The sequence below is a fragment of the Cytophaga aurantiaca DSM 3654 genome, from assembly GCF_000379725.1.
GTDB lineage: Bacteria > Bacteroidota > Bacteroidia > Cytophagales > Cytophagaceae > Cytophaga > Cytophaga aurantiaca.
Genome location: NZ_KB903666.1, coordinates 93040 through 112847, shown reverse-complemented (window position 1 = coordinate 112847; position 19808 = coordinate 93040). Strand labels below are relative to the sequence as shown.

General features: G+C 37.3%; 16 protein-coding genes. 4 read left to right on the top strand and 12 right to left on the bottom strand.

All coding sequences use genetic code 11. The annotated features are described in order from the left end of the window. Nucleotides 1–131: 131 nt before the first annotated feature. Genes flxY through A3EE_RS0119470 form a run of 3 tightly spaced genes read right to left on the bottom strand, consistent with a single transcriptional unit; the run spans nucleotide 132 to nucleotide 3478 of the window. On the bottom strand, nucleotides 132–1415 hold the full coding sequence (gene flxY, locus A3EE_RS0119480; protein ID WP_018345128.1) for a flexirubin biosynthesis putative acyl-CoA ligase FlxY: 1284 nt from the start codon (nucleotides 1413–1415) through the stop codon (nucleotides 132–134). Then, nucleotides 1416–1799 carry a holo-ACP synthase gene (acpS, locus tag A3EE_RS0119475; RefSeq protein ID WP_018345127.1) on the bottom strand — a complete coding sequence of 128 codons (384 nt, stop codon included), beginning with the start codon at nucleotides 1797–1799 and terminating at the stop codon, nucleotides 1416–1418. It abuts the gene before it with no gap. Beyond that, nucleotides 1796–3478, bottom strand: coding sequence for a C45 family autoproteolytic acyltransferase/hydrolase (locus A3EE_RS0119470; RefSeq protein WP_026209880.1), 1683 nt, complete (start codon nucleotides 3476–3478; stop codon nucleotides 1796–1798). Before A3EE_RS0119470 ends, acpS begins: the two co-directional genes overlap by 4 nt. A gap of 167 nt (nucleotides 3479–3645) precedes the next feature. On the opposite strand from A3EE_RS0119470, the gene A3EE_RS0119460 reads away from it, so the two are divergent. Next, complete coding sequence (locus tag A3EE_RS0119460) at nucleotides 3646–3972, top strand: DUF3817 domain-containing protein (protein ID WP_018345124.1); 327 nt, start codon at nucleotides 3646–3648, stop codon at nucleotides 3970–3972. A gap of 10 nt (nucleotides 3973–3982) precedes the next feature. Here the strand turns inward: A3EE_RS0119460 and A3EE_RS0119455 are convergent, their stop codons facing one another. From A3EE_RS0119455 to A3EE_RS0119445, 3 genes are all read right to left on the bottom strand, one after another. Continuing rightward, nucleotides 3983–5044: a hypothetical protein gene (locus A3EE_RS0119455; protein WP_245553876.1), complete on the bottom strand. Its 1062-nt coding sequence runs from the start codon at nucleotides 5042–5044 to the stop codon at nucleotides 3983–3985. Then, entirely contained in the window at nucleotides 4975–5484 is a 510-nt protein-coding gene (locus A3EE_RS0119450; RefSeq protein WP_157447123.1) for a heavy-metal-associated domain-containing protein, read from the bottom strand. The genes A3EE_RS0119455 and A3EE_RS0119450 overlap by 70 nt, the downstream gene beginning before the upstream one ends. Before the next feature lie 62 nt (nucleotides 5485–5546). Continuing rightward, nucleotides 5547–5984 (bottom strand): NUDIX hydrolase, encoded by a 438-nt coding sequence (locus tag A3EE_RS0119445; protein WP_245553875.1) that lies wholly within the window; start codon nucleotides 5982–5984, stop codon nucleotides 5547–5549. Nucleotides 5985–6420: 436 nt separating this feature from the next. Between A3EE_RS0119445 and A3EE_RS21560 the strand changes: the two genes are divergently transcribed. Next, nucleotides 6421–8373 carry a T9SS type A sorting domain-containing protein gene (locus A3EE_RS21560; protein ID WP_018345120.1) on the top strand — a complete coding sequence of 651 codons (1953 nt, stop codon included), beginning with the start codon at nucleotides 6421–6423 and terminating at the stop codon, nucleotides 8371–8373. A gap of 75 nt (nucleotides 8374–8448) precedes the next feature. Here the strand turns inward: A3EE_RS21560 and A3EE_RS0119435 are convergent, their stop codons facing one another. The 6 genes from A3EE_RS0119435 to A3EE_RS0119410 all read right to left on the bottom strand — a co-directional run bounded on the left by A3EE_RS0119435 (nucleotide 8449) and on the right by A3EE_RS0119410 (nucleotide 14821). Next, nucleotides 8449–8673, bottom strand: coding sequence for a CDGSH iron-sulfur domain-containing protein (locus tag A3EE_RS0119435; RefSeq protein ID WP_018345119.1), 225 nt, complete (start codon nucleotides 8671–8673; stop codon nucleotides 8449–8451). Nucleotides 8674–8768: 95 nt separating this feature from the next. After that, nucleotides 8769–9875: a dipeptide epimerase gene (locus A3EE_RS0119430; protein ID WP_018345118.1), complete on the bottom strand. Its 1107-nt coding sequence runs from the start codon at nucleotides 9873–9875 to the stop codon at nucleotides 8769–8771. A 292-nt stretch (nucleotides 9876–10167) separates the two neighbouring features. Next, nucleotides 10168–11700, bottom strand: coding sequence for an OmpA family protein (locus A3EE_RS0119425; protein ID WP_018345117.1), 1533 nt, complete (start codon nucleotides 11698–11700; stop codon nucleotides 10168–10170). A 101-nt stretch (nucleotides 11701–11801) separates the two neighbouring features. Then, a complete protein-coding gene (locus A3EE_RS0119420) occupies nucleotides 11802–13097 on the bottom strand; it encodes a leucine-rich repeat-containing protein kinase family protein (protein ID WP_018345116.1) in 1296 nt (431 codons plus the stop codon). A gap of 47 nt (nucleotides 13098–13144) precedes the next feature. Continuing rightward, nucleotides 13145–14209 carry a hypothetical protein gene (locus A3EE_RS0119415; protein ID WP_018345115.1) on the bottom strand — a complete coding sequence of 355 codons (1065 nt, stop codon included), beginning with the start codon at nucleotides 14207–14209 and terminating at the stop codon, nucleotides 13145–13147. Between the two features lie 27 nt (nucleotides 14210–14236). After that, complete coding sequence (locus A3EE_RS0119410; RefSeq protein ID WP_157447122.1) at nucleotides 14237–14821, bottom strand: hypothetical protein; 585 nt, start codon at nucleotides 14819–14821, stop codon at nucleotides 14237–14239. A 280-nt stretch (nucleotides 14822–15101) separates the two neighbouring features. On the opposite strand from A3EE_RS0119410, the gene A3EE_RS0119405 reads away from it, so the two are divergent. Continuing rightward, a complete protein-coding gene (locus A3EE_RS0119405; protein WP_018345113.1) occupies nucleotides 15102–16367 on the top strand; it encodes an Hsp70 family protein in 1266 nt (421 codons plus the stop codon). A gap of 265 nt (nucleotides 16368–16632) precedes the next feature. Continuing rightward, on the top strand, nucleotides 16633–19776 hold the full coding sequence (locus A3EE_RS21555; protein WP_018345112.1) for a glycosyl hydrolase family 8: 3144 nt from the start codon (nucleotides 16633–16635) through the stop codon (nucleotides 19774–19776). Nucleotides 19777–19808: the final 32 nt, after the last annotated feature.

Below are 19808 nucleotides of genomic sequence, written 5' to 3'. Positions count from 1 at the left end.
TTTACAAAATTAAGACTTTGAATGGACTTTTCATGTATATGTTTACAAACAATGTTCAAAAAATACAATTTGTTCAATGTTGCGGATAGAGCTATGATCCGACGCAAGACACTATAACTAAATGTAATAGCTTATTTCCGATTATCCATAAAGTCTACGGGCTTTCTGAAGTTCAGACTATTACGGACTTTTTCTATATTTTCAAACTTTTCATACATCACCTCCGGTGTAACCCGGATCTTCGCTTTAAAATGATCCTTGATGATCTTATCATTCTCCTCATTATCATTGATGCATGCAGCATGTACGCGAATCATATCCAAGCCCAACTCGTTTCTATACACTTCAGTATAATACGATCTGATGCAGGGTATTTCATTTAAGATCTCATTCAATGCAGGCGGATACAGCGTAGTGCCTTTAAATTTTATCATCTGCTTTTTACGACCAACAATAGGACCGACACGTACCGTTTTACGACCGCAACTGCAGGGACTTGTATACAGACGACACAGATCACCAGTTCTGAAACGCAGCAATGGCATAGACTCTACGCCAAGTGTTGTAATGACAAGCTCTCCTATTTCACCTTCCGAAACCGGCTGATCGTTTTCATCTACGCATTCAGTAATGATCAGATCCGATAATTGATGTCCGCCATTACCCGCTTCACATTCGGTAAATGCGGTACTCATTTCAGTAGACGCATAGGTTGAATGCAATGCTACAGGCCAACGCTGAATGATACGTTTGCCAAGATTGTTGTACGAGAAGTCTTCGTTGCGAATGGCTTCACCAATGCAGATAATTTTTTTAACAGATGTCTTTGCAGGATCTATTCCATGCGCATCTGCATAATCCAATAGTTTTAAAATAAACGAGGGTACTCCGATAAACACAGTTGGAGAGAAACGTTTAATGGTTGACCATTGCAATTCAGGTGCACCTGGACCAACACGGATCACTCCTGCTCCGATCTTGCGCAGGCCCATATAATAGGCAATTCCAGCCATAAACAACTTATCCATTGTAGCAGATAACTGCACTTTATCCTGTGCAGTTATACCGGCAATAGAAAGCGATAAAAATTCATTGTGTGCCAATCGCTGCAAATCATTCTCAGACAAATGAAATGGAATCGGTTCACCTAAGGTTCCTGAGGTTACTACCGAATCAGCAATTGCATCTTCGCTTATGCACAGCATTTCAGAATAAAACTGATTCAACTCTTCTTTTGTTGTAAACGGAAGCTTAGACAGATCAGCAATCGAACGAACAGAAGCAACATCAACAGAGGCTAGCTTAAAAACACGACGATAATACGGCGAGTGTTCAGCTAAATATGCCAGTTGCAGTTTTAATGCAGCATATTGTTTTTGATAGATCTGCTCTTCTGTATCGAAAGAAGTATTCATTTATTTTTTATTAAATAGTACGAAAGCAATCGCCTGTTGTTTGCTATGCGATAAGCTAAGTTGTGTCTCCGGTATGAAGCCCAGTTGATGAAGTAAGAAACGTTCAACAGGTTCTGTCAATATAAAATAAGGTTTCCCTTTTTCATTATTCGCAACAGCGATCTCTTTCAAATCCATACTGAAATCAATGCCGATGCCTGCTGCTTTTAAAAAGGCTTCCTTTGCGGCAAAACGTGCTGAATAAGACTCGTATGGATTTGTTTTCTTTTCACAATAGGCAATTTCATCTGTAGAAAAAACCAAATCGCGAAAGCCTGTACCTGCTTCGATCCGTTCTTTTATACGATCTATATCAACAATATCCACTCCAATTCCTACGGTCATAATTCGGCGTTGCAGATTTCAATTAAGTTAACAATTTTATCCCGATCTTCCTTTCTGGGAATCGTTTTAGATTGAGCCTTTTTCAAATAAGGCAATGCCTGTATATATGCCTTCCGAGCCATATAATACTGCGCAATATGCACATGCGTATCAAAATATTCAGGGTTTGAGGCTTCAAATTTTAGAATCTCCGTAACAGTTAATGCTGCTTCAAAAGACGAACGCTGCATCTTCTGTAAGATCACTTTATAAAACACATAATCTGCATACGCAGGTGTCGTCAAAAACGAATCTGCTGCAATGGTCTGACTGGCCTCGTATACATGGGTTTGCTTCGTAACATCGTAATCCGTTCCAAAGATCTTATTCAGATCATAATACACGTATGTGCCCATTTGATAAGGGTTTGAAGATACCCATACACCTTTTTTCTCCGGAAGAAATATAACGGAATGATGTGCGACCAATTGATTCACGGTATTTTCATTCGACAAACCAATATTAGTATCATTCCATCCAAGTCTGTTTCTCAATATTACAACGCTTGAAGCAGGCGTATGTACCTTCTCACGACTTAACAATTGCTGCAATCGGTTATAGCGAAACACCGTTGCGCTTTCTTCTTTGTGTTTTACATTTACAGGGTCGTTCATAAAATACGGACTCTGAAAATGATTGGTACTTAGTATTTCATCTTTCGGACTTGTATAAAGAATCGTTGTATCCGGTGTCTTCTCTATCAGTACTGCTTTATGATCCAGCGCTGAACCGATTAAAAACGATTCCGAAACAAACGATTTTGATTTCGCTGCAATTGCAAATGCTTCATCAATATTTTTTGCATACTGAAGAATCTGTCTGGAAATTAAGGTGATTGGTGTTGCCGAACTGGAAGGCAGTTTAGACGGTGCAGCATTTAATGTAACTGTCAGGCCGTGTTCATTCATACCGGAAGTAATGCCGGTAAATCCACCCCAGGTAACCATCATCAGTTTATAACCGCTATCGGGTTTTACAAACAAAATAATTTTTTCCTGTGCAAAATCATCTCCCGCATAAAAATCAAAATTACGTGCGATCAATAAACTGCTGTCTGCAGTATATCCATTCCATGCACCAAAAGATGAGCAGGCAACCAGGTTCATGTTCTGCATAGCATGCCCGATGTCGTGCGCTCCGTGGTAATTTAATATGCGCTGATATTTGGGTGCTATGTAATCATACTTTGAAGAAGCGAATTGAGAAACACCATAGATCTCCTGTTTGTATTCATCGGAGATATTTTCATCCAGATCTTTATTGAGCCATACTACGATCTGCTTTAAAAAAATCTGATACAGTCTGGATGGAATAAGCATATTCAAGCGATCTACAAAATGATCCTCTTGTCTTACAACCAATTCCTGCGCCAATAATCCATGCATGTATCCGCGTTCGTAAGGTTTTCCTTCAAGATACATTTCATACAGACCATACTCATTTTTATGAATCCAATTATTACCGGACTTCCATCCATTGGCAATAGAATCCCGTTTTAATTTTACGTATGCTTCCTGATCTAAAATATCGGGCTCTTTTAAAGAAACCATCCATAAAAATAGTCCGCAAACAATAACCAACACGATTAAAAGTATACCCGCTATTTTTCCTGTTTTCTTTAAAACTAATTTACCAGACATAAGATTGAATGAGATCTCGATACGAGGAATTACCCGTCATGAATAAGCAATATACACATTTGATTCCTCGAATAAAAAACCAGCTGAAATCAAAGTTTTGCTGCAAAATGCAAACAATCTAAAAAATACAAATACCTTTACATGGTAATCTTTAATTCTAATCTCCGATGCAAGAAACAACTCCTAAATCCTTAAAAAGCCTTTCAAAATTCATCCGATATGTAGCTGTTGCAGAAGGTATTTCTTATTTGATTTTATTAATACTAGCCGTCCTTAAGAGAACAACTTCTATGGATGTACATCTTGGAATTAAATATCTGGGAATGGCGCACGGAGTATTATTTCTTCTATTTATAACCTGCATTGGTTTAGGACTCTATTCTCTGAAGTGGACTCCATTGCGGGCAGCATGGGCCTTTGCCGCTTCGCTATTGCCTTTCGGAACATTTTATTTAGATCTTCAGCTTAAAAAAGAAGAGGACTTGATGGCGTAAGTACTCTTTCCTACAAAGAAGTAGGCGGTTGTTTCAATTTCTTTTTTTTCCCCGTATAAATATAGGTTTGGTACTGCAGAGTATACATAGGCGACCAATACGTATACGAACGGTTTTTCAGTGCAAGCGTTACTCCGATATCCAGACGGCTATTAGAGTTGCTTATGAACTGAAGAGCAAAATGTCCATCTATATATGATCCCGCAGCCAAAGCCTTCGCTGTGTAGGGATTGCTTGCTGCATACTGAGCAAAATCAATTTCAGCACCATATTGCTCTACATACGCCGCGCCATATTGTTTAAATTTGAATTCAGAATAAATATTGACATTCAGATCTGAATACGAATTATAATGGATCGGCCAAAGTCTGTATCCGGTTGAAAGTTCAAGGTACGACGCATTTCCGGATTGAAATTTTATATCTATGTCGTCCTGTTTGTATACAAGTGGTTTAATAAATCCTGCGGTTAATGAGACTGCAAACTTCTCATACAAATACGTTGTAATAAGCCCTCCTCCATACCCTGAATTGTCTGTCATTAATGTTGGTTCTGCATCATCGTGTGCCACAAAAGATTTACAGCCTTCAGCAAACACAGCCATCCGTAGATGCTGGTGATATCTATCTCGTGTAAAAAAACGGTATTTAGAATACAGATTTATTCCTTCAAAAGCGAAACCTGCCGGTGGATACGTTTTCAAATGGTGATTAAAAAAATATGGCAGCACATCCGTTGGAAAGGCTTTGTAATGATGGTTTGAAACACTGACTGTTGACATGATCGTCCACTTAGAAGTGATCCCATACATAATGCGTGCATGATAGTCTTCTTTAATTCTATTGGAAGATTGTTCTTTATAACGTTCATAGAACATCCGAACACCAACAATTCCCTTAGGTACATTTGATGCGGGTTCAGCATGAGGGAATAATTCCTGACTGAATGAGAAACAGGTGCTCATTAAAAAAAATACAGCTATCAGCAGGTGATTTTTAAGCATCAGTAATAATAGTAATATGCAACCGCTGCCGGATCTGTATAACCTTGCAGCAAAAATTTCTGCTGCCATTCTCTGTACGATTTTTTATCCATAAAATATTTTCCGACTAAGGTATAATATGGTTTATCGAGCGCAGCCATGGCTGCATCACCAACGAAGAAATAATTATCGTCGCAGGTAAGCTGATTCATTTTATATGCAGCACTTTTACACGAAGGAACAAAAAATGAACCTACTGAAAAACCGGCATCATACACAGCTCTAGCTAATACATTCCAATTTACTTTTTTTGAAAAATCAACCAGTATTGTAGCTTCATTCCGATTCAGATTCATATTCACAGATTTCACAAAAGAAACTTTAATAAGTTTTTCTTCTACAGACTTGGAGCAGCTTGAACAGGTAAGTCCAATTACCCGAATTCGGACGGTATCTATTTGTGAAAATGCCGACAAACAAACGAACAGCATTGTCATACATAAAAGCCCTACTTTCCGAATCTCAATCATATATTCAAATCTATGCTGCAATGCTTATCATTCATTCTTTAAACGGAATTTATACATAAAAATTATATCAATCGAATCGTTGATTCTAATTGAGACTGTATGTATGAAAATTCTCTCGACATATTTTGAGGCAAGGCATTTAACCTCTGCCATGCCAGCTCTTCAAATTCATCTTTAATTGCCGGCAAAGGAATCGTATCTGTTTGAATGATCGGTACTAAAAAAATAATGTTTTGTGCCTGAGGTGTTACATACTCGAGTGTATCGGGAAGTATATCCGCATGCGTGTACCTATTCAGGATCTGCAAATAATCCGCTGTTAAAAAAAGTTCTTCCCCAAGCTCACGCAATCCTGCTTCAAAATCGGTTTCGCCTGGTTCAACCGAACCGCCCGGAATCCACCAGAAGGCCTCGTTGTTTGATACTCTTTTCCCAAGCAGCAAATAATGTTCTGTTGAAGAAACCTTATGTATAAATAATATCTTAGACTTACGTTTCATGAAAATCATATTAAGCAGTACTAAAATACACTTTATAGTTTGTATGAGGAAATTTGATAAGCCGTGTTTAAAACATAGCACACTTATCCAAAACGAAAAAGCAAAAGCGGTCAGGAAAATGTAGTCCTGACCGCTTTCATTTTTCAGAAGATTTCATCTGAATCGCAACAATTTTTCATTCATATAGCTTCCTCTTTTCAGCAATTTTTAGAGGTTCAATTCTGCCTGTTTTAAAATACATTATCCACATTCACAGTAAATTATTCAAAAAACACTATCCACGAATCTAGATATTGATTTTTCAGTACAATAAACGGTATTTTTCACTTACGATAATACAATTTTATCTAATAAACAACCTATTTAATTAATTTCACGTTAACATAAGATAAATAAAACTAAATAAAATCCCTTAAAGTTTTATTGTACTACAACGATGAAAAAGTTCATTACAATCACTTTACTGTTCATTTTCACTATTTATATAAATAGGAAGTCGAATGCCCAATGCCCCGCTCCCGCATGTACACAAACTGCTGTTTCCGGTACAAATTATACTGTTAACGCTTCTGATGTACTATGTATCAGTTCCAATTATAGTTCAGGTACAATAACTATTAACGGAGGTACCGTTCTTGTTCAATCAGGTGGTAATTTAAATAGTGCAGTTACTATGTCCACAGGTACGATCAATGTTTCCTCCGGCGGTACGTTAACAAGAGACATTTTGCCCACTACCTCTGCAACCTTGAATGTTTGTGGTACAATTAGTGGCACCAGACAAATCAATGACAAAGCAACATTAAATTATTATGGAACCGCTAATTATACGATGGATTTGCGTAATGGAGCCATTATTAATAATTACTCTACAACAGCAAATGTGAGTTTCAATAATATGGACAATACGAATACCAAAACGTTTAATAACTATGGTACGGTACCTGCATTGTCAATGACACAATTCAATCAGCCAATCACCATTAATAATATTGGAGGTACATTAACCGTATCTGCTTCTCCTACGATTAAAGCAGGTACTATATTAAACAATTCCGGTGGTGGTACATTTAACTGGACTCCAAGCATGATTGCAGATGCAGGTACATTAATCAACAATGCTGCCGGCTCTACAATGAACTTCACTACAGGAGGAACGGCAAATAAACCTTCTATTACCAATAATGGTACGATGAACTTCTCCGGTCAATACTATTTAGCGGGTGGCACATCCAATAATAATGGTACGATGAATTTTGCAAATGAATTGAGACTTGATGGAGGCACATTAAATATCAATGCAAATAGCACTGTTAATGTGAATAGCTTATATAAAAACAACGGTACTATAAACATGGACAACCATAGTTTATTAAACATTGCTACCAACATTACTACATGGAATGGTACACCAATAAATTTAGTATCAGGTTGTGCTTCCATTATGGGTTCGACTACTGCAAGTAGTAGTGCAATCAACAATCCGTTTTTAAGTAATATGAATTTGAATTTTTGTGGTGCTGCTCCAATGAATGGTGGTGGATGTATAACAACATTAACATCCGTTTCAAATAATGGTAGTAATGCCTACCGTATTACAGGCAACTTCTCTTGTGGTTCAGGCTTGAGTAACTTACAATACATCAATATCATTGGAGCTACCGGCGTGACAAACTTAAATGGATACTGGCAAGTTACTAAAATCAACGCTACTACTTTTGATTTAATTGGAAGTACCTTTACAACAGGTGCTGTATTTGGAAGCACAAGTGTTCAGTTTGACCAAAGCAAGTTAATGCTAGGACCATCAACCTACTTAGGCTATTCCGGTTGTACGAACCCATGTGCACCTTTACCTATTAAATTACTTTCATTCACTGCTACTAAAGATAACGGCAGCGTAAAAATTGCATGGCAAACAATTGAAGAAAAAAACAATGATTATTATGTAATCGAACGTTCAACAGATGGTGTGCATTTTGAAACAGTCACTACTGTAAGAGGAAACAGAAACAGCAGTTCATTGCTTACATATGACCAATACGATTATAGTCCATATCCTGGTACTTCATACTACAGATTAAAACAAGTTGATTTAGATGGATCTTTCTCGTATTCATCTATAGCTGCTGTTGAATTTGATAGTCAATCAGACTGGATCGTATTCCCTAATCCAAGTAAAGACGGCAGCTTCACGATTGCTTCTTCATTTGCCGAAAATGAAGTGGTTACAGTAACTGTTACGGATGTAACCGGAAATAGAGTACGCTACTACGACAACAGTTTATATGCGCAAGAGATGCAGGTGAGCGACCTGGCTTCAGGATTATACATTGTAAGTATTCAGACAGTAACACAAATCCTTTCTAAAAAATTAGTAGTTCAATAATCACATATATATATTGAATAGATAAAAAAAGATCCCGTTTAAGCGGGATCTTTTTTTTATAATACTTCTGAGATATTATATTTTCTTAGGGGGTAAAGCAAATGCTATTGCTTCATGTGTGAAATTTTCTCTGTGTGACCCATCGCAAAAAGGTTTATTTGCTGACAAACCACAACGACATAAAGAAACAACCGTTCGGCCTTGCAAATCGTATGCATTGCCTGCCATATCTACAATTTCAAACTCGCCATCCAGCTTAACTGAGCCATTATTATTAATTGTAATTTTTGTTTTAGACATAATTGAATAGTTAGAATTTAATAGTTTAAGCAGATAATTCGTCCTTCGTCACAGTACACACTAAATGCTCTGACAAGAATGATCAAAGGTAAATATTAATTTATCAGAAGCACCTTTAATGAATCTAAATAAGCAGGATCGAAGGATGCACCCAATCCGATGTGATCTTTAAGTGAAACTACTCCCCTTGACTGATACACGATCCCGTTAAGCACCGGATCTTCATCAAACATAAGTGGCGTATCAAAATCATAATAACAAACTGAATTACTTACCAATGCTAGATGTGCCGCAGCGGTAAAGCCGAGGCGTGATTCTAAAAAACCTCCTATCTGAACCGGCATTTCAACCTGTTCTGCAAGCGCTATAATTTTCAATGCATTTGTAATTCCTGCCGATTTACTCAGCTTAATATTAAACGAATCGCAAGCTTTTAACTGGATCAATCGCTGTGCATCTAAATGATTGCAGCAGGATTCATCAGCCATGATCGGGATTGGACTTTTTGCTTTTATCTCCGGTAAAAATTCAACAAGTGCTCTGTTGATCGGTTCTTCGCAATGCTGTATCTTATATGGTGCAAGCGCCTTTAAGGTATCCAAAGCAGCAGCTGTCTTCCAGGCCTGATTTGCATCGACACGGATCTGAATATCATAACCTACAGCTTCACGAATCATCCGAATGCGTTCTACATCCTGTTCCTTGGTGCCTCCCAGTTTAACTTTAATAATTTCGAAACCATTCTTTTTAATTTTCACTGCATCGCTCGCCATCTTTGAAGGCTCATCAATACTAATGGTATAATCTGTCTGAATGATCTTATCATTTGTGCCACCTAAAAAAGCATACAGCGGAAGTTTTGCATGCTGAGATGCCAGATCATATAAAGCAATATTGAATGCACTTTTAATACAGGCATTGCCGTAAATTACTTTATCCATCGAAGCAACATTCGCTTCTATATCGAGGCACAATGTACCAATCAGCTGCTTCGCTAAATACTGCCCGACTATAAACGCGGTATCCATGCTTTCTCCATGAATGGTCATAAACGGACTGCATTCGCCACTACCAACTAATCCGCTATCTGTATGAATACGGACGATCACATTATTCGCATGTGTCAATACACCTAAAGAAATTTTGAACGGTTCTTTAAGTTTAATCGGCGACTTATAAAGTTCTATCTGTGTTATGATCATAATGAATTATCTATACGAAAAAAATAAGCGAGAGATATAAAAAAAAGCAAGCTTGTGAATTCACTGTCGGCGCACGCACAATTATTTTTGGAAAAAATGTTATGTGACTTTTGACAGTACAGATAAACGATTTTTTGTTAAATCCATGCGTATATGTCGGCCATTGACAATGTATACAAGCTTGCAATACAAAGATAAGAATTTTTTATCCGATATAACGAAGTATAAAAGCAAAAAAAAACGGGTTTCATCTGTACAGATGAAACCCGTTGAATATCATATTAAATTAAACTTACATCTTGATAATTGTAAATTCAACTCTTCTGTTCAACTTACGGTGTTCAGGCGTATCGTTATCAACTATATGTTTGGTCATGCCAAAGCCTTTATATGTAATTCTATCAGCAGCAATCCCCTTTGAAACAATATAATCCATAACGGCTTTTGCACGGTTTTGGGAAAGAATAAGATTTTTATCCGCATTCCCTTGATTGTCCGTATGTCCGTCAATTTCAATTTGCATCGTTGGATTTTCATGCAGTAATTTTACAACCTTATCCAATTCATAATACGATTCAGATAACAAGTCGTATTTACTCGTTTCAAAGTAAATGTGATTTAATTTAATGCTTTGTCCTACTTCAATTGGTGTAAGGTAATAATCACGCGTAATTTCAATGTATTCATTTTTATTCGATACAGAGATTGTATCGTAATCCAATACAAAACCCGGAGCAAAAACGTCAATTGAATAACTGTGACCAAATGGCAAGATGATCTTGTATTGACCTGTTTCGTGATCTGTATGTGCCACACCTTCTTCAGAATTATCCGGATAGATTTTATATTCAATGGTAGCATCCAGGATCAATTCTTTTGTTTTAGCATTGTAGATTTTACCATCGTACAAAGCAACCGGCTTTGGTTTATTTTCTTCTTTCAATTTGAATGAAATAATATCTGCACTACCGTATGAATTCAAATCAGAAACCATATATGCATATTCACCTTTTGCATCGGTAACATAATAGGCATCTTTAGAGGCAGTATTTACATGAGGTCCTAAGTTTAAAGGAGCGCTCCAAGCCAACCATGAAGTATCTGTTAAACGCTCTGTCTTGTATACATCCGTTAAACCTGCACCACCCGGACGATCGCTTGAGAAGTACAATGTTTTGTTATCTGCAGCCAGGAAAGGTGCAAACTCATTGAAATCCGTTGTGTTAACAGTTGTACTTAATTTTACAGGTTTTGTGAATGTACCATCCGGAAGTTTTGTACTCACAAACAGATCGTATAGCGTACATTTCTTTTTATCACACATAGTAAAAATGATTGCGTTACCATCAATAGATAAATACGCACCGTCATTCACCCCTAAGTTAACCTTAGCCAAATCTTTAATTACAAGCATCTGAGGATCTGTCCAGCCATCTTTTGTCATACGTGTCAGCGAAAAACCTTTACCGATGTATTTTCCTTTATCGTAAGCACCACGGATCATAAGAGATTTACCATCGGCGTTTACAGACCATACACAGTTTGCAGGTAATTGATTGATCTTATCATCCGCACGTACTGCAGGGCTCCAGTTGCCAAGACTATCTTTTTCTGAGTGCCAGATATCCTGAGGATTTTTATTATCCGGATGGCCGTCTCTTACATAAAACATCATTTTACCATCGGCAGAAATACGGGGTGTTAATTCTGTAGCTTTGGAATTGATGTTCTCTCCTAGATTTTGATGAAGATATAACTCACTTGACTCCTGCGCAAATGAAGCTTGACTTGCCAAAAATATTACTGAAAAGATTACTTTTTTCATGTTTCGTTTATTTTATACTTTTTTGCTATATACCTAGCAATACATTCTAAATTAATTGTTTGTATATAATTAAACAAATAATAATCCTTCTATTTATTGAATTATATTTGTAATCTTTCCAAAATGCTTTTAAACGTTGGTCGAGATTCAATATCCTCATTCATACACTGATTTTTGATCTCAGTTATGTATGCTGCCTCAGCTAGCTGATCCATTGCAAGGAGATTCAGCAAATCCTCTACCAAACAGCCATAAGCCCTTACTTCTATCTGTTCCAAACGTTTTGCCAAGGCCGGATCATTGGGTGAGAAAATCGTAGCCGCGCCAAAATCTCCAAACAGCGGATGTCCGTTTTTATTCACCAAAATATTATGGGCATATAGATCTCCATGCATAATACCTTTTTCATGCAGCTGAACAGCAACCGAAGCAATACCGCGAGAAATACGAATAACTTCTGCCAGAGTAAACACCTGATCCGTTGAAAATACATCGCGTGTACAGGTCACATGGCTTGGAGGAAAACCTAAATTGTTATAATCAGAAGAAATCAGATCCATTACCAGACCTTCTTTATGATCCGGATGATCGGTGATTACAGCTTTTACAGATACCATATTCTCATGGATACCTGCCTGTATACAGGCCCTCATTTCATCAACAGGTAACCCATCGCTAGTAACGGCACCTTTAAAAATTTTAACTGCAATATCCGAAGCAGAATCTTTGCGTACAGCTTTATAAATATTACCTGAGGCACCTTCGCCGAGTTGCTGCTGTATCTCAATCAAATTCCAGGAGAGTACATCTACCTCGATAGCAGACTCTGCCGTTCTGAATGAACAGGGATTTCCTGCAAAGGCCAGCCATGCTAATTTAGGCAACGAAAATAGCCAGGCTGGTATAGATTGAAGTTTGTTCGCAGAAATCCGTAGCAGCTCGATGCGTGTACATGAAGCCATTTCATCCGGCAACTTATCCAATTGATTTCCGGCCAGCATTACTTTCTGTAAGTTGATGCACAAGCCAATAGAATGTGGAAGTGCGGTAATCTTATTATCTGTCAGGATCAGCCAGCGCAATGAAACCGGAAGTGCATGTTCCGGAATTTCTTTTATCTGATTTGCTTTAAACCCAACAATATCAAGATGTGTCAGATGACTTAATACTTCCGGAAAAACTTCAAATTTATTATTCGACAAAAATAAGGTGCGTAAGTTTTTAAAGCGAGCAAAATCGTTGGGCAGTGCAGTTAATTCATTACCAGACAAATCCAGTACTTCAAGCGTATCGGCATATTGATAAAGCGCTTGAGGAATATCTGTTAAGTTCTCAGAGATTTTTATGTGCTTCGCTCCGGCTAATTCACCGGATTGCAATTGTTGAGTGCTGTGCATGTAGATATAAGATCCATCAAAAATACTGAATCTAATTCAAATACCTATCACGTATTCAAATTGGAATTTGCAGTGGTAACATTTGAAATTATTTTCACTATTTCTTCTGCATTTTCAACGGAACAAATATGCTTTTTCATTTTCAATAAATGTGTCGAATAAAATCCTTCTTCTTCCAAGGATTGATCTGCTTTCCATACACTTTTGCAAACCACTAAATGAAAACACTGATTGGGTATATCGTACACAATCATCGGATTTACAACATCTTCTACTTCATCAAAACAGGTTACAAAAACCGGAAAATCAAACAAATTCAACCCTATCAGATTCGGTATAATGTTCGCTTCAAAAAATGTGTAATTATATAATTTGCAAGAGACTCCGGATAACATCAAAAGCTTCTGTGCTTCTTTCAATTTACCGATCATAAGTTGATATGGATCATTCGCTGAATCAAAAAGATCAATCGGCAACCAGCTTTGGGAGCTTAATTGCAGAAAAGATAGGTTCTTCTTCCCGATCGACAATTTATAATCGAAGGCTGCATAATTGGGTGCAAAATAACCCGGATAAAAAAAATCAAGTTCTAATTCTTTACAATAATTTACTTTCAATAAAATTAAATATTTTCCTAAGCTGTGTTTTTTATAGGCAAGATCATAAAATGAAATAATCCCGGCTGCAGAGTTATTTCCGATATCAAAATAACCAGCACCAATCAATACATTCTGATCATGCAGCAATACTTCATAGGTATTAAAGATATCGAAGGCCGAATCGCCAAACAGTAAGGTGTGTAAGGTTTGTGAAGCAACAAAGGACATACCCGACCGGTATTCCTGAAAAAGAGCTTCCTTTTCAGAAGTAATACTTGCAGGCTGAATGGTAATAGTGAATCGATTATTGAGCTTAGAGAGCTTTTTAAACGCAGAATCTTCATTGCTGTTTTTCAACTGAATGCGCAACCAGATAGCGCTATATAACTGATTGTTAAAATTTAAAAAATTTGTAGTAAAAATACGTTGCCCATTTCTAAACCATCCTTCACTTAGATAATGATCCAATTCTTCTCCGGATAATTTTTCAGGCTTATGAACTTCTGCAAACATATTCGTAAAGATATGAATTAAACTTTTTTATAAACGAAAAAATAAGCCTGTGGAAACATCAAATTGTACTGCACTGGAATAACTACCAATACCAACTCCCGGACCGCCTGTACTAATTCCAACGGATAGACCCAATCCATTTAACGGCGCCTGAACCCGAACCTGAAATTTTAATCCCAAACGCTTGTTAAGAGCTACTTTAATCCCTCCCAGGACGCCTGCAGCCAACTTCATCTGTGATACAGCACCAGGTGCATGTACAGACATCGAAGAAACACCAATATTTGCGGACATATACGGCATAAAATTCGGTATTTCTGTTTTAAACATCCGCACAATTCCCAGCATGATGTATGTCTGTGTATAGCGTACGGAAGTATCGCCATTTCCTTGAGACGAATTATACAGCATCTTTGAAAAACAGGAATTGATGTTTAACTCATACATAAGCTGAGGATTTTTACAATATGCTGCAGACAAACTATAAAGCGGAGCATTTTTAATTTTAGGATAGGAATTATTTCCGGTAAAAAACCATCCGCCAAGTACGGAAGCTTCAATTTTTTTATTTGCATCTAACGTAACACCTTGGGCATTACATCGGATATTCATGAACAATAAAAAACATCCTGAAAAAATAATCAACTTAATTTTCATACTGAATTGAAAGCCTTGTTTGCTTTAAACTAAAATAACAAAATAAAACCAAATAGCATGCACGATACATATAATTGTACCTGCTAAAAGCCCAGCGTACCAGAAGTTAACAACAATTGTTTAATAAAATGGATTTTGATAGGTTCATTATAATATAATATGTTATCTGTATCTTTGTTGATACAAAAAAATGATTCGGGGCCATTGAGCCTCAATGCTGTCACTACAATACGTCATGAATAAGCATCTTTACGGAATAGATTTTGGAACTACGAATTCAGTATTATCCATATACGACGAAGAAAAAAAAGAGATCATTGAAACAATTACGATTCCTTCCATTCTTTATTTTCCAGATACGTTTGATCCTGCAAAACCTCTTGAATACTCTGTAGGAGACAACGCTATTCATCGTTATATCAAAGATGGCATGAAAGGTCGGTTTATGAAATCCATAAAACGTGTATTGCCAAGAAGCAGTTTTGTGGAGACCCGCATTCATACTAAATCCTTTAACGCCTCAGGTTTAATTACTTTAATCTTAAAGGAATTAAAACAAAAAGCAGATGCCATCATTGGCTACGATTGCAACAAAGCCGTGATTGGAAGACCTGTATACTTTGATGACGACAGCAGCATCAACGACGACCTTGCGCAGAAACGCCTTTTAAGTGCAGCGCAGCAAGCCGGCTTAACAAACATACGTTTTCAATTTGAACCGATTGGTGCAGCCTTTGCATACGAAAAGAATATTTCAAAAAAAGAAAATGTTCTTGTGGCCGATCTGGGCGGCGGCACAACCGACTTCACTTACATTACACTTGATCCTTCACGCACATTTGAGAAAGATCGTCGCAATGATATCAAAGCCACCGGAGGTATTTATATCGGAGGCGATAGTTTTGATTCTGCATTTATGTGGGATAAAGGAACGCCTTATTTCGGAAGAGGTGTAACATATGAATCCATGCCTGGCAAGCAGGTTGATGTACCACCAAGTTTTTTCAGCAACATCTGTTCCTGGGAAAAAATGAACTTCTTTAATGGATCGAAAGTACAAAATGACCTACGTCAATATTACAGCTACACCAAACAGAATGAGAAAATAAAAAACCTCATTACCCTAACAGAAAATAATCTGGGTTATTCTGTATTTCAATCGATAGAAAAAACAAAAGTTGAATTGTCTAACCAAAAACGTTCAACGTTTGCATATCATAATCTGAGTATTGATATAGAAGAAACAATAGAATTAGAAGAATACAATAAAATCATAGAACGGGATATTACTAAAATAAAAAAGTATCTGGATCTGTTTTTAGAAAAGAATACGATCGAAGTGAATACGATTGACACCCTATTTTTAACCGGAGGAACCTCATTGGTATATGCCATTCAGGAGCTTTTCAAAACTAAATTTCCGCACATTGCGATCAAATCAGATGATAACTTTATCAGCGTAGCAAAGGGACTGGCATATAGCGGGTATCTGTTTGAGTAAGTGTCTACTTCCCTTTTAAGAAATAATTAATAATACGACCGTTTAATGACATCCATTATTATGACTCAATATATTTATAAAATGGGTGTTTATTTTTTCGATTGCTTTAATATTTACTAAAAATCTAGTTAGAGCATTTCGCAAACCATTTGAAAATGAACCAAGAAGTAAGTCTATTTATTGACAATGTAATTTTTAAGCTATTTTTATAACATTTTCAATAAAAAAATAGACTATTTTCATAACCAATCCGTTTAATATTATTATGAAGACACTCTGCAGAAGTAAAAATTGGTTACTTACCCTAGTCATTATATTTGTTTTTATCCCATTCGCCTATACTCAGATCAACACACCGAGTACAGCAACAGTGCCGTTCGGCTCTAAAATTGCTGCTTCAGCAAACCCTTATGGGTATGGGATCATACCAGCTACGCTTCCAACGGGTGCGTATACTCCGGCTAGTAATTTATATGGCAAATCGCAAGATGCCTACACGGCTTACAATACATGGAAAACAACCTATGTCCGAGCGTGCGGGACACAGTACAGAGTTTTATTTGATGACAACTCTTCAACCGTTTCAGAAGGCATTGGCTATGGCATGTTATTGGCAGCCTACGCAGCAGATAAAGCATTGTTTGATGGCTTATGGGCATATTATAAAACCAATTCGAATAACAATGGTTTGATGAATTGGAAGATTGGTGGCTGTACAGGAGCTTCAGGCTCTAATGGTGCTACAGATGCAGATTTAGATGCAGCAATGGCATTGATTGTAGCATCGAAGCAATGGCCATCAGCTACAAGTCCATATACATATAGTACTGAAGCGAACACGTTAATCACTGCGATTAAAACATATGAAATCCAAACAACATCTTTTCAAGCAATCAATGGCGATGGTTGGGGCATGAATTCTACGTGTAGAAACCCAAGCTATCAATCTCCTGCTTATTACAGACAATTTGCAACACAAGTCACTTCACAGGCAAGCACCTGGAACAGTGCAGTAACAGCTGCATATACTTTACTAAATGCAAATAGAAATTCAACAACGGGATTGGTTAGTAACTGGTCAGATCAAAACGGCTCTCCTAATAATTGTAATGGATCAAATGAATATGGATACGATGCCTGCCGCAATCCATGGAGAATGGCAGTAGAAGTTTTATGGACAGGCAACAGTACTGCACAAACAAATTTCTGTGTACCTATAGCATCTTATATAAATGGTAAAGGTGCTGGAAATGCAGGTGGACCTGTTGCTCAATCAGGAGGAAATGGAACGGTTAATGCAACTTTTGTATCAACATTTGCAGCTGGTATTTGTGGGGCGACCTCTACCTACCAAACAATCATGAACAGCATGTATACTAAAACAGTAAACACTGTAGATGGATCTGGATATTTTGGAAACACACTAAGAGTAATATCATTATTCGTCCAAACAGGTAATTTCTGGAATCCAAGTGCCATAACAGGAAATGCCGTAACAGCAAGTTTAACATCCCCAACAGCTGGAAATTATACAGAAGGAACAGCCGTTACACTAAAAGCAACGGCAACAACTACAAGCGGTACAATTTCCAAAGTAGAATACTATTATGGTACAACACTGATTGGCTCTTCAACAACATCACCATATACGTTGTCCTGGACAATCCCTACTTCAGGAAATTTATCTATCACTGCAATAGCTTACAATTCAAGTTCCGCAACAGCTACAAGTTCACCTGTAGCATTGAATGTATATAAAGCAATAAATCAAACCACTACCGTTCCAACAATTGATGGAACAATAGATGCTATCTGGACTACAAACAATTCAGGAAATTTAAATACGGTTATTTCCGGAACAGTTTCCAATACATCAGATTTATCAGGAACCTTCAAAGCCTTATGGGATAATACCTATGTGTATGTTTTAGTTGATGTAACAGATAATGCATTAATAAATGATAGCGGAACAAATAAATACGATGATGACAACATCGAAGTGTTTTTTGATATAGGAAATACAAAAGCAACAACTGTGGGCAGCAATTATTTCCAATACATGTTCCGTTGGAACGATGCAACAGTAACGGAGGCAAACAACAAATCTGTAACAGGAATTACATTTGCTCATGTAACGAAGACAGGTGGCTACATTACTGAAATCAGAATTCCATGGTCTACACTAAACAACACTCCTTCTATCAATCAATTGGTTGGCTTTGATGTAGAAGTTGATGACGATGACGATGGCGGTACACGAGATGGGAAAATGTCGTGGTTTGCAAGTGCAGATCAAGCTTGGACAAATCCGTCCTATGCTGGAACAGCTATTTTATTAGGTTCTTCTTGTACATTGCCATCAGCAGCTGGAGCAATTACAGGATCAACATCGGTTTGTGCGGGTACAACATCTGTGACCTATAGCATAGCTGCGGTAAGTAATGCAACCAGCTATACATGGACTATACCAACAGGAGCAAGCATTACTGCAGGTTCTGGTACCAATAGCATTACTGTTACAATGGGAACAGCTAGTGGAACAGTAACGGTAACTCCTATAAATGCATGCGGAAGCGGAACAATTGCGTCAAAAAGTGTTACTGTAAATGCAAAGGTTACTCCATCCGTAACGGCTGGTTCTTCTGCAACAACCATCTATAGTGGACAATCGGTTACATTCACCGCTACGTATTCTAATGGAGGTTCTACTCCCACCTTCCAATGGAAAAAAGGAGGAACAGCAATTTCGGGAGCAACAAATTCAACCTATACTACAACCACATTAACAAATGGTAATGTAATAAGTGTAACAATGACATCAAATGCAAGTTGCGTAACTACAACTCAAGCAACTTCTAATTCGATTACAATGACAGTAAATGCAAGCCCTGCATTTGACTCCAATGTTTCAGGACCAACTTCTGTTACTTCAAATCAAACTGGAGTCACTTATTCTGTAACGAATAAACCAGGCATGACGTACACTTGGTCTGTTCCGGCTGGAGCCACTATTACAAGCGGACAAGGTACAAATTCAATTGTTGTACATTTTGGCACAACTAGCGGCAATGTAAAACTGGTTGAAACAAATCCTGCTGGACAAACTTCCACAATTACACTAGCTGTAACTGTAGGTACACCAACTGCGATTCTGGTTCCATCTACAGAAAATATCATTAAAGTGTATCCTATTCCTTGTTCTGATAAGATCACAATAGAACTGACTGAATCAACGTCAACAGAAGTTTCTTATATACTTATTGATGCAATCGGAAACATTGTTCTTAATAAAACGATTACGTATTCAGGAACGCCTATTGATCTTGAAATGCCTTTTGCATCAGGCATGTATCAATTGATCGTAACATGGGATGATTATAAAGCGATTCGAAAGATAATAAAACAATAAAAAATACAGCATAAAAAAAGTGCTTAGCGATC

What these genes read in the sequence shown, in the direction of transcription:
- flxY (WP_018345128.1), bottom strand. Translation starts at nt 1,415, where the DNA reads ATGAATACTTCTTTCGATACAGAAGAGCAGATCTATCAAAAACAATAT.
- acpS (WP_018345127.1), bottom strand. Translation starts at nt 1,799, where the DNA reads ATGACCGTAGGAATTGGAGTGGATATTGTTGATATAGATCGTATAAAA.
- A3EE_RS0119470 (WP_026209880.1), bottom strand. Translation starts at nt 3,478, where the DNA reads ATGTCTGGTAAATTAGTTTTAAAGAAAACAGGAAAAATAGCGGGTATA.
- A3EE_RS0119460 (WP_018345124.1), top strand. Translation starts at nt 3,646, where the DNA reads ATGCAAGAAACAACTCCTAAATCCTTAAAAAGCCTTTCAAAATTCATC.
- A3EE_RS0119455 (WP_245553876.1), bottom strand. Translation starts at nt 5,044, where the DNA reads ATGGCAGCAGAAATTTTTGCTGCAAGGTTATACAGATCCGGCAGCGGT.
- A3EE_RS0119450 (WP_157447123.1), bottom strand. Translation starts at nt 5,484, where the DNA reads ATGATTGAGATTCGGAAAGTAGGGCTTTTATGTATGACAATGCTGTTC.
- A3EE_RS0119445 (WP_245553875.1), bottom strand. Translation starts at nt 5,984, where the DNA reads ATGAAACGTAAGTCTAAGATATTATTTATACATAAGGTTTCTTCAACA.
- A3EE_RS21560 (WP_018345120.1), top strand. Translation starts at nt 6,421, where the DNA reads ATGAAAAAGTTCATTACAATCACTTTACTGTTCATTTTCACTATTTAT.
- A3EE_RS0119435 (WP_018345119.1), bottom strand. Translation starts at nt 8,673, where the DNA reads ATGTCTAAAACAAAAATTACAATTAATAATAATGGCTCAGTTAAGCTG.
- A3EE_RS0119430 (WP_018345118.1), bottom strand. Translation starts at nt 9,875, where the DNA reads ATGATCATAACACAGATAGAACTTTATAAGTCGCCGATTAAACTTAAA.
- A3EE_RS0119425 (WP_018345117.1), bottom strand. Translation starts at nt 11,700, where the DNA reads ATGAAAAAAGTAATCTTTTCAGTAATATTTTTGGCAAGTCAAGCTTCA.
- A3EE_RS0119420 (WP_018345116.1), bottom strand. Translation starts at nt 13,097, where the DNA reads ATGCACAGCACTCAACAATTGCAATCCGGTGAATTAGCCGGAGCGAAG.
- A3EE_RS0119415 (WP_018345115.1), bottom strand. Translation starts at nt 14,209, where the DNA reads ATGTTTGCAGAAGTTCATAAGCCTGAAAAATTATCCGGAGAAGAATTG.
- A3EE_RS0119410 (WP_157447122.1), bottom strand. Translation starts at nt 14,821, where the DNA reads ATGAATATCCGATGTAATGCCCAAGGTGTTACGTTAGATGCAAATAAA.
- A3EE_RS0119405 (WP_018345113.1), top strand. Translation starts at nt 15,102, where the DNA reads ATGAATAAGCATCTTTACGGAATAGATTTTGGAACTACGAATTCAGTA.
- A3EE_RS21555 (WP_018345112.1), top strand. Translation starts at nt 16,633, where the DNA reads ATGAAGACACTCTGCAGAAGTAAAAATTGGTTACTTACCCTAGTCATT.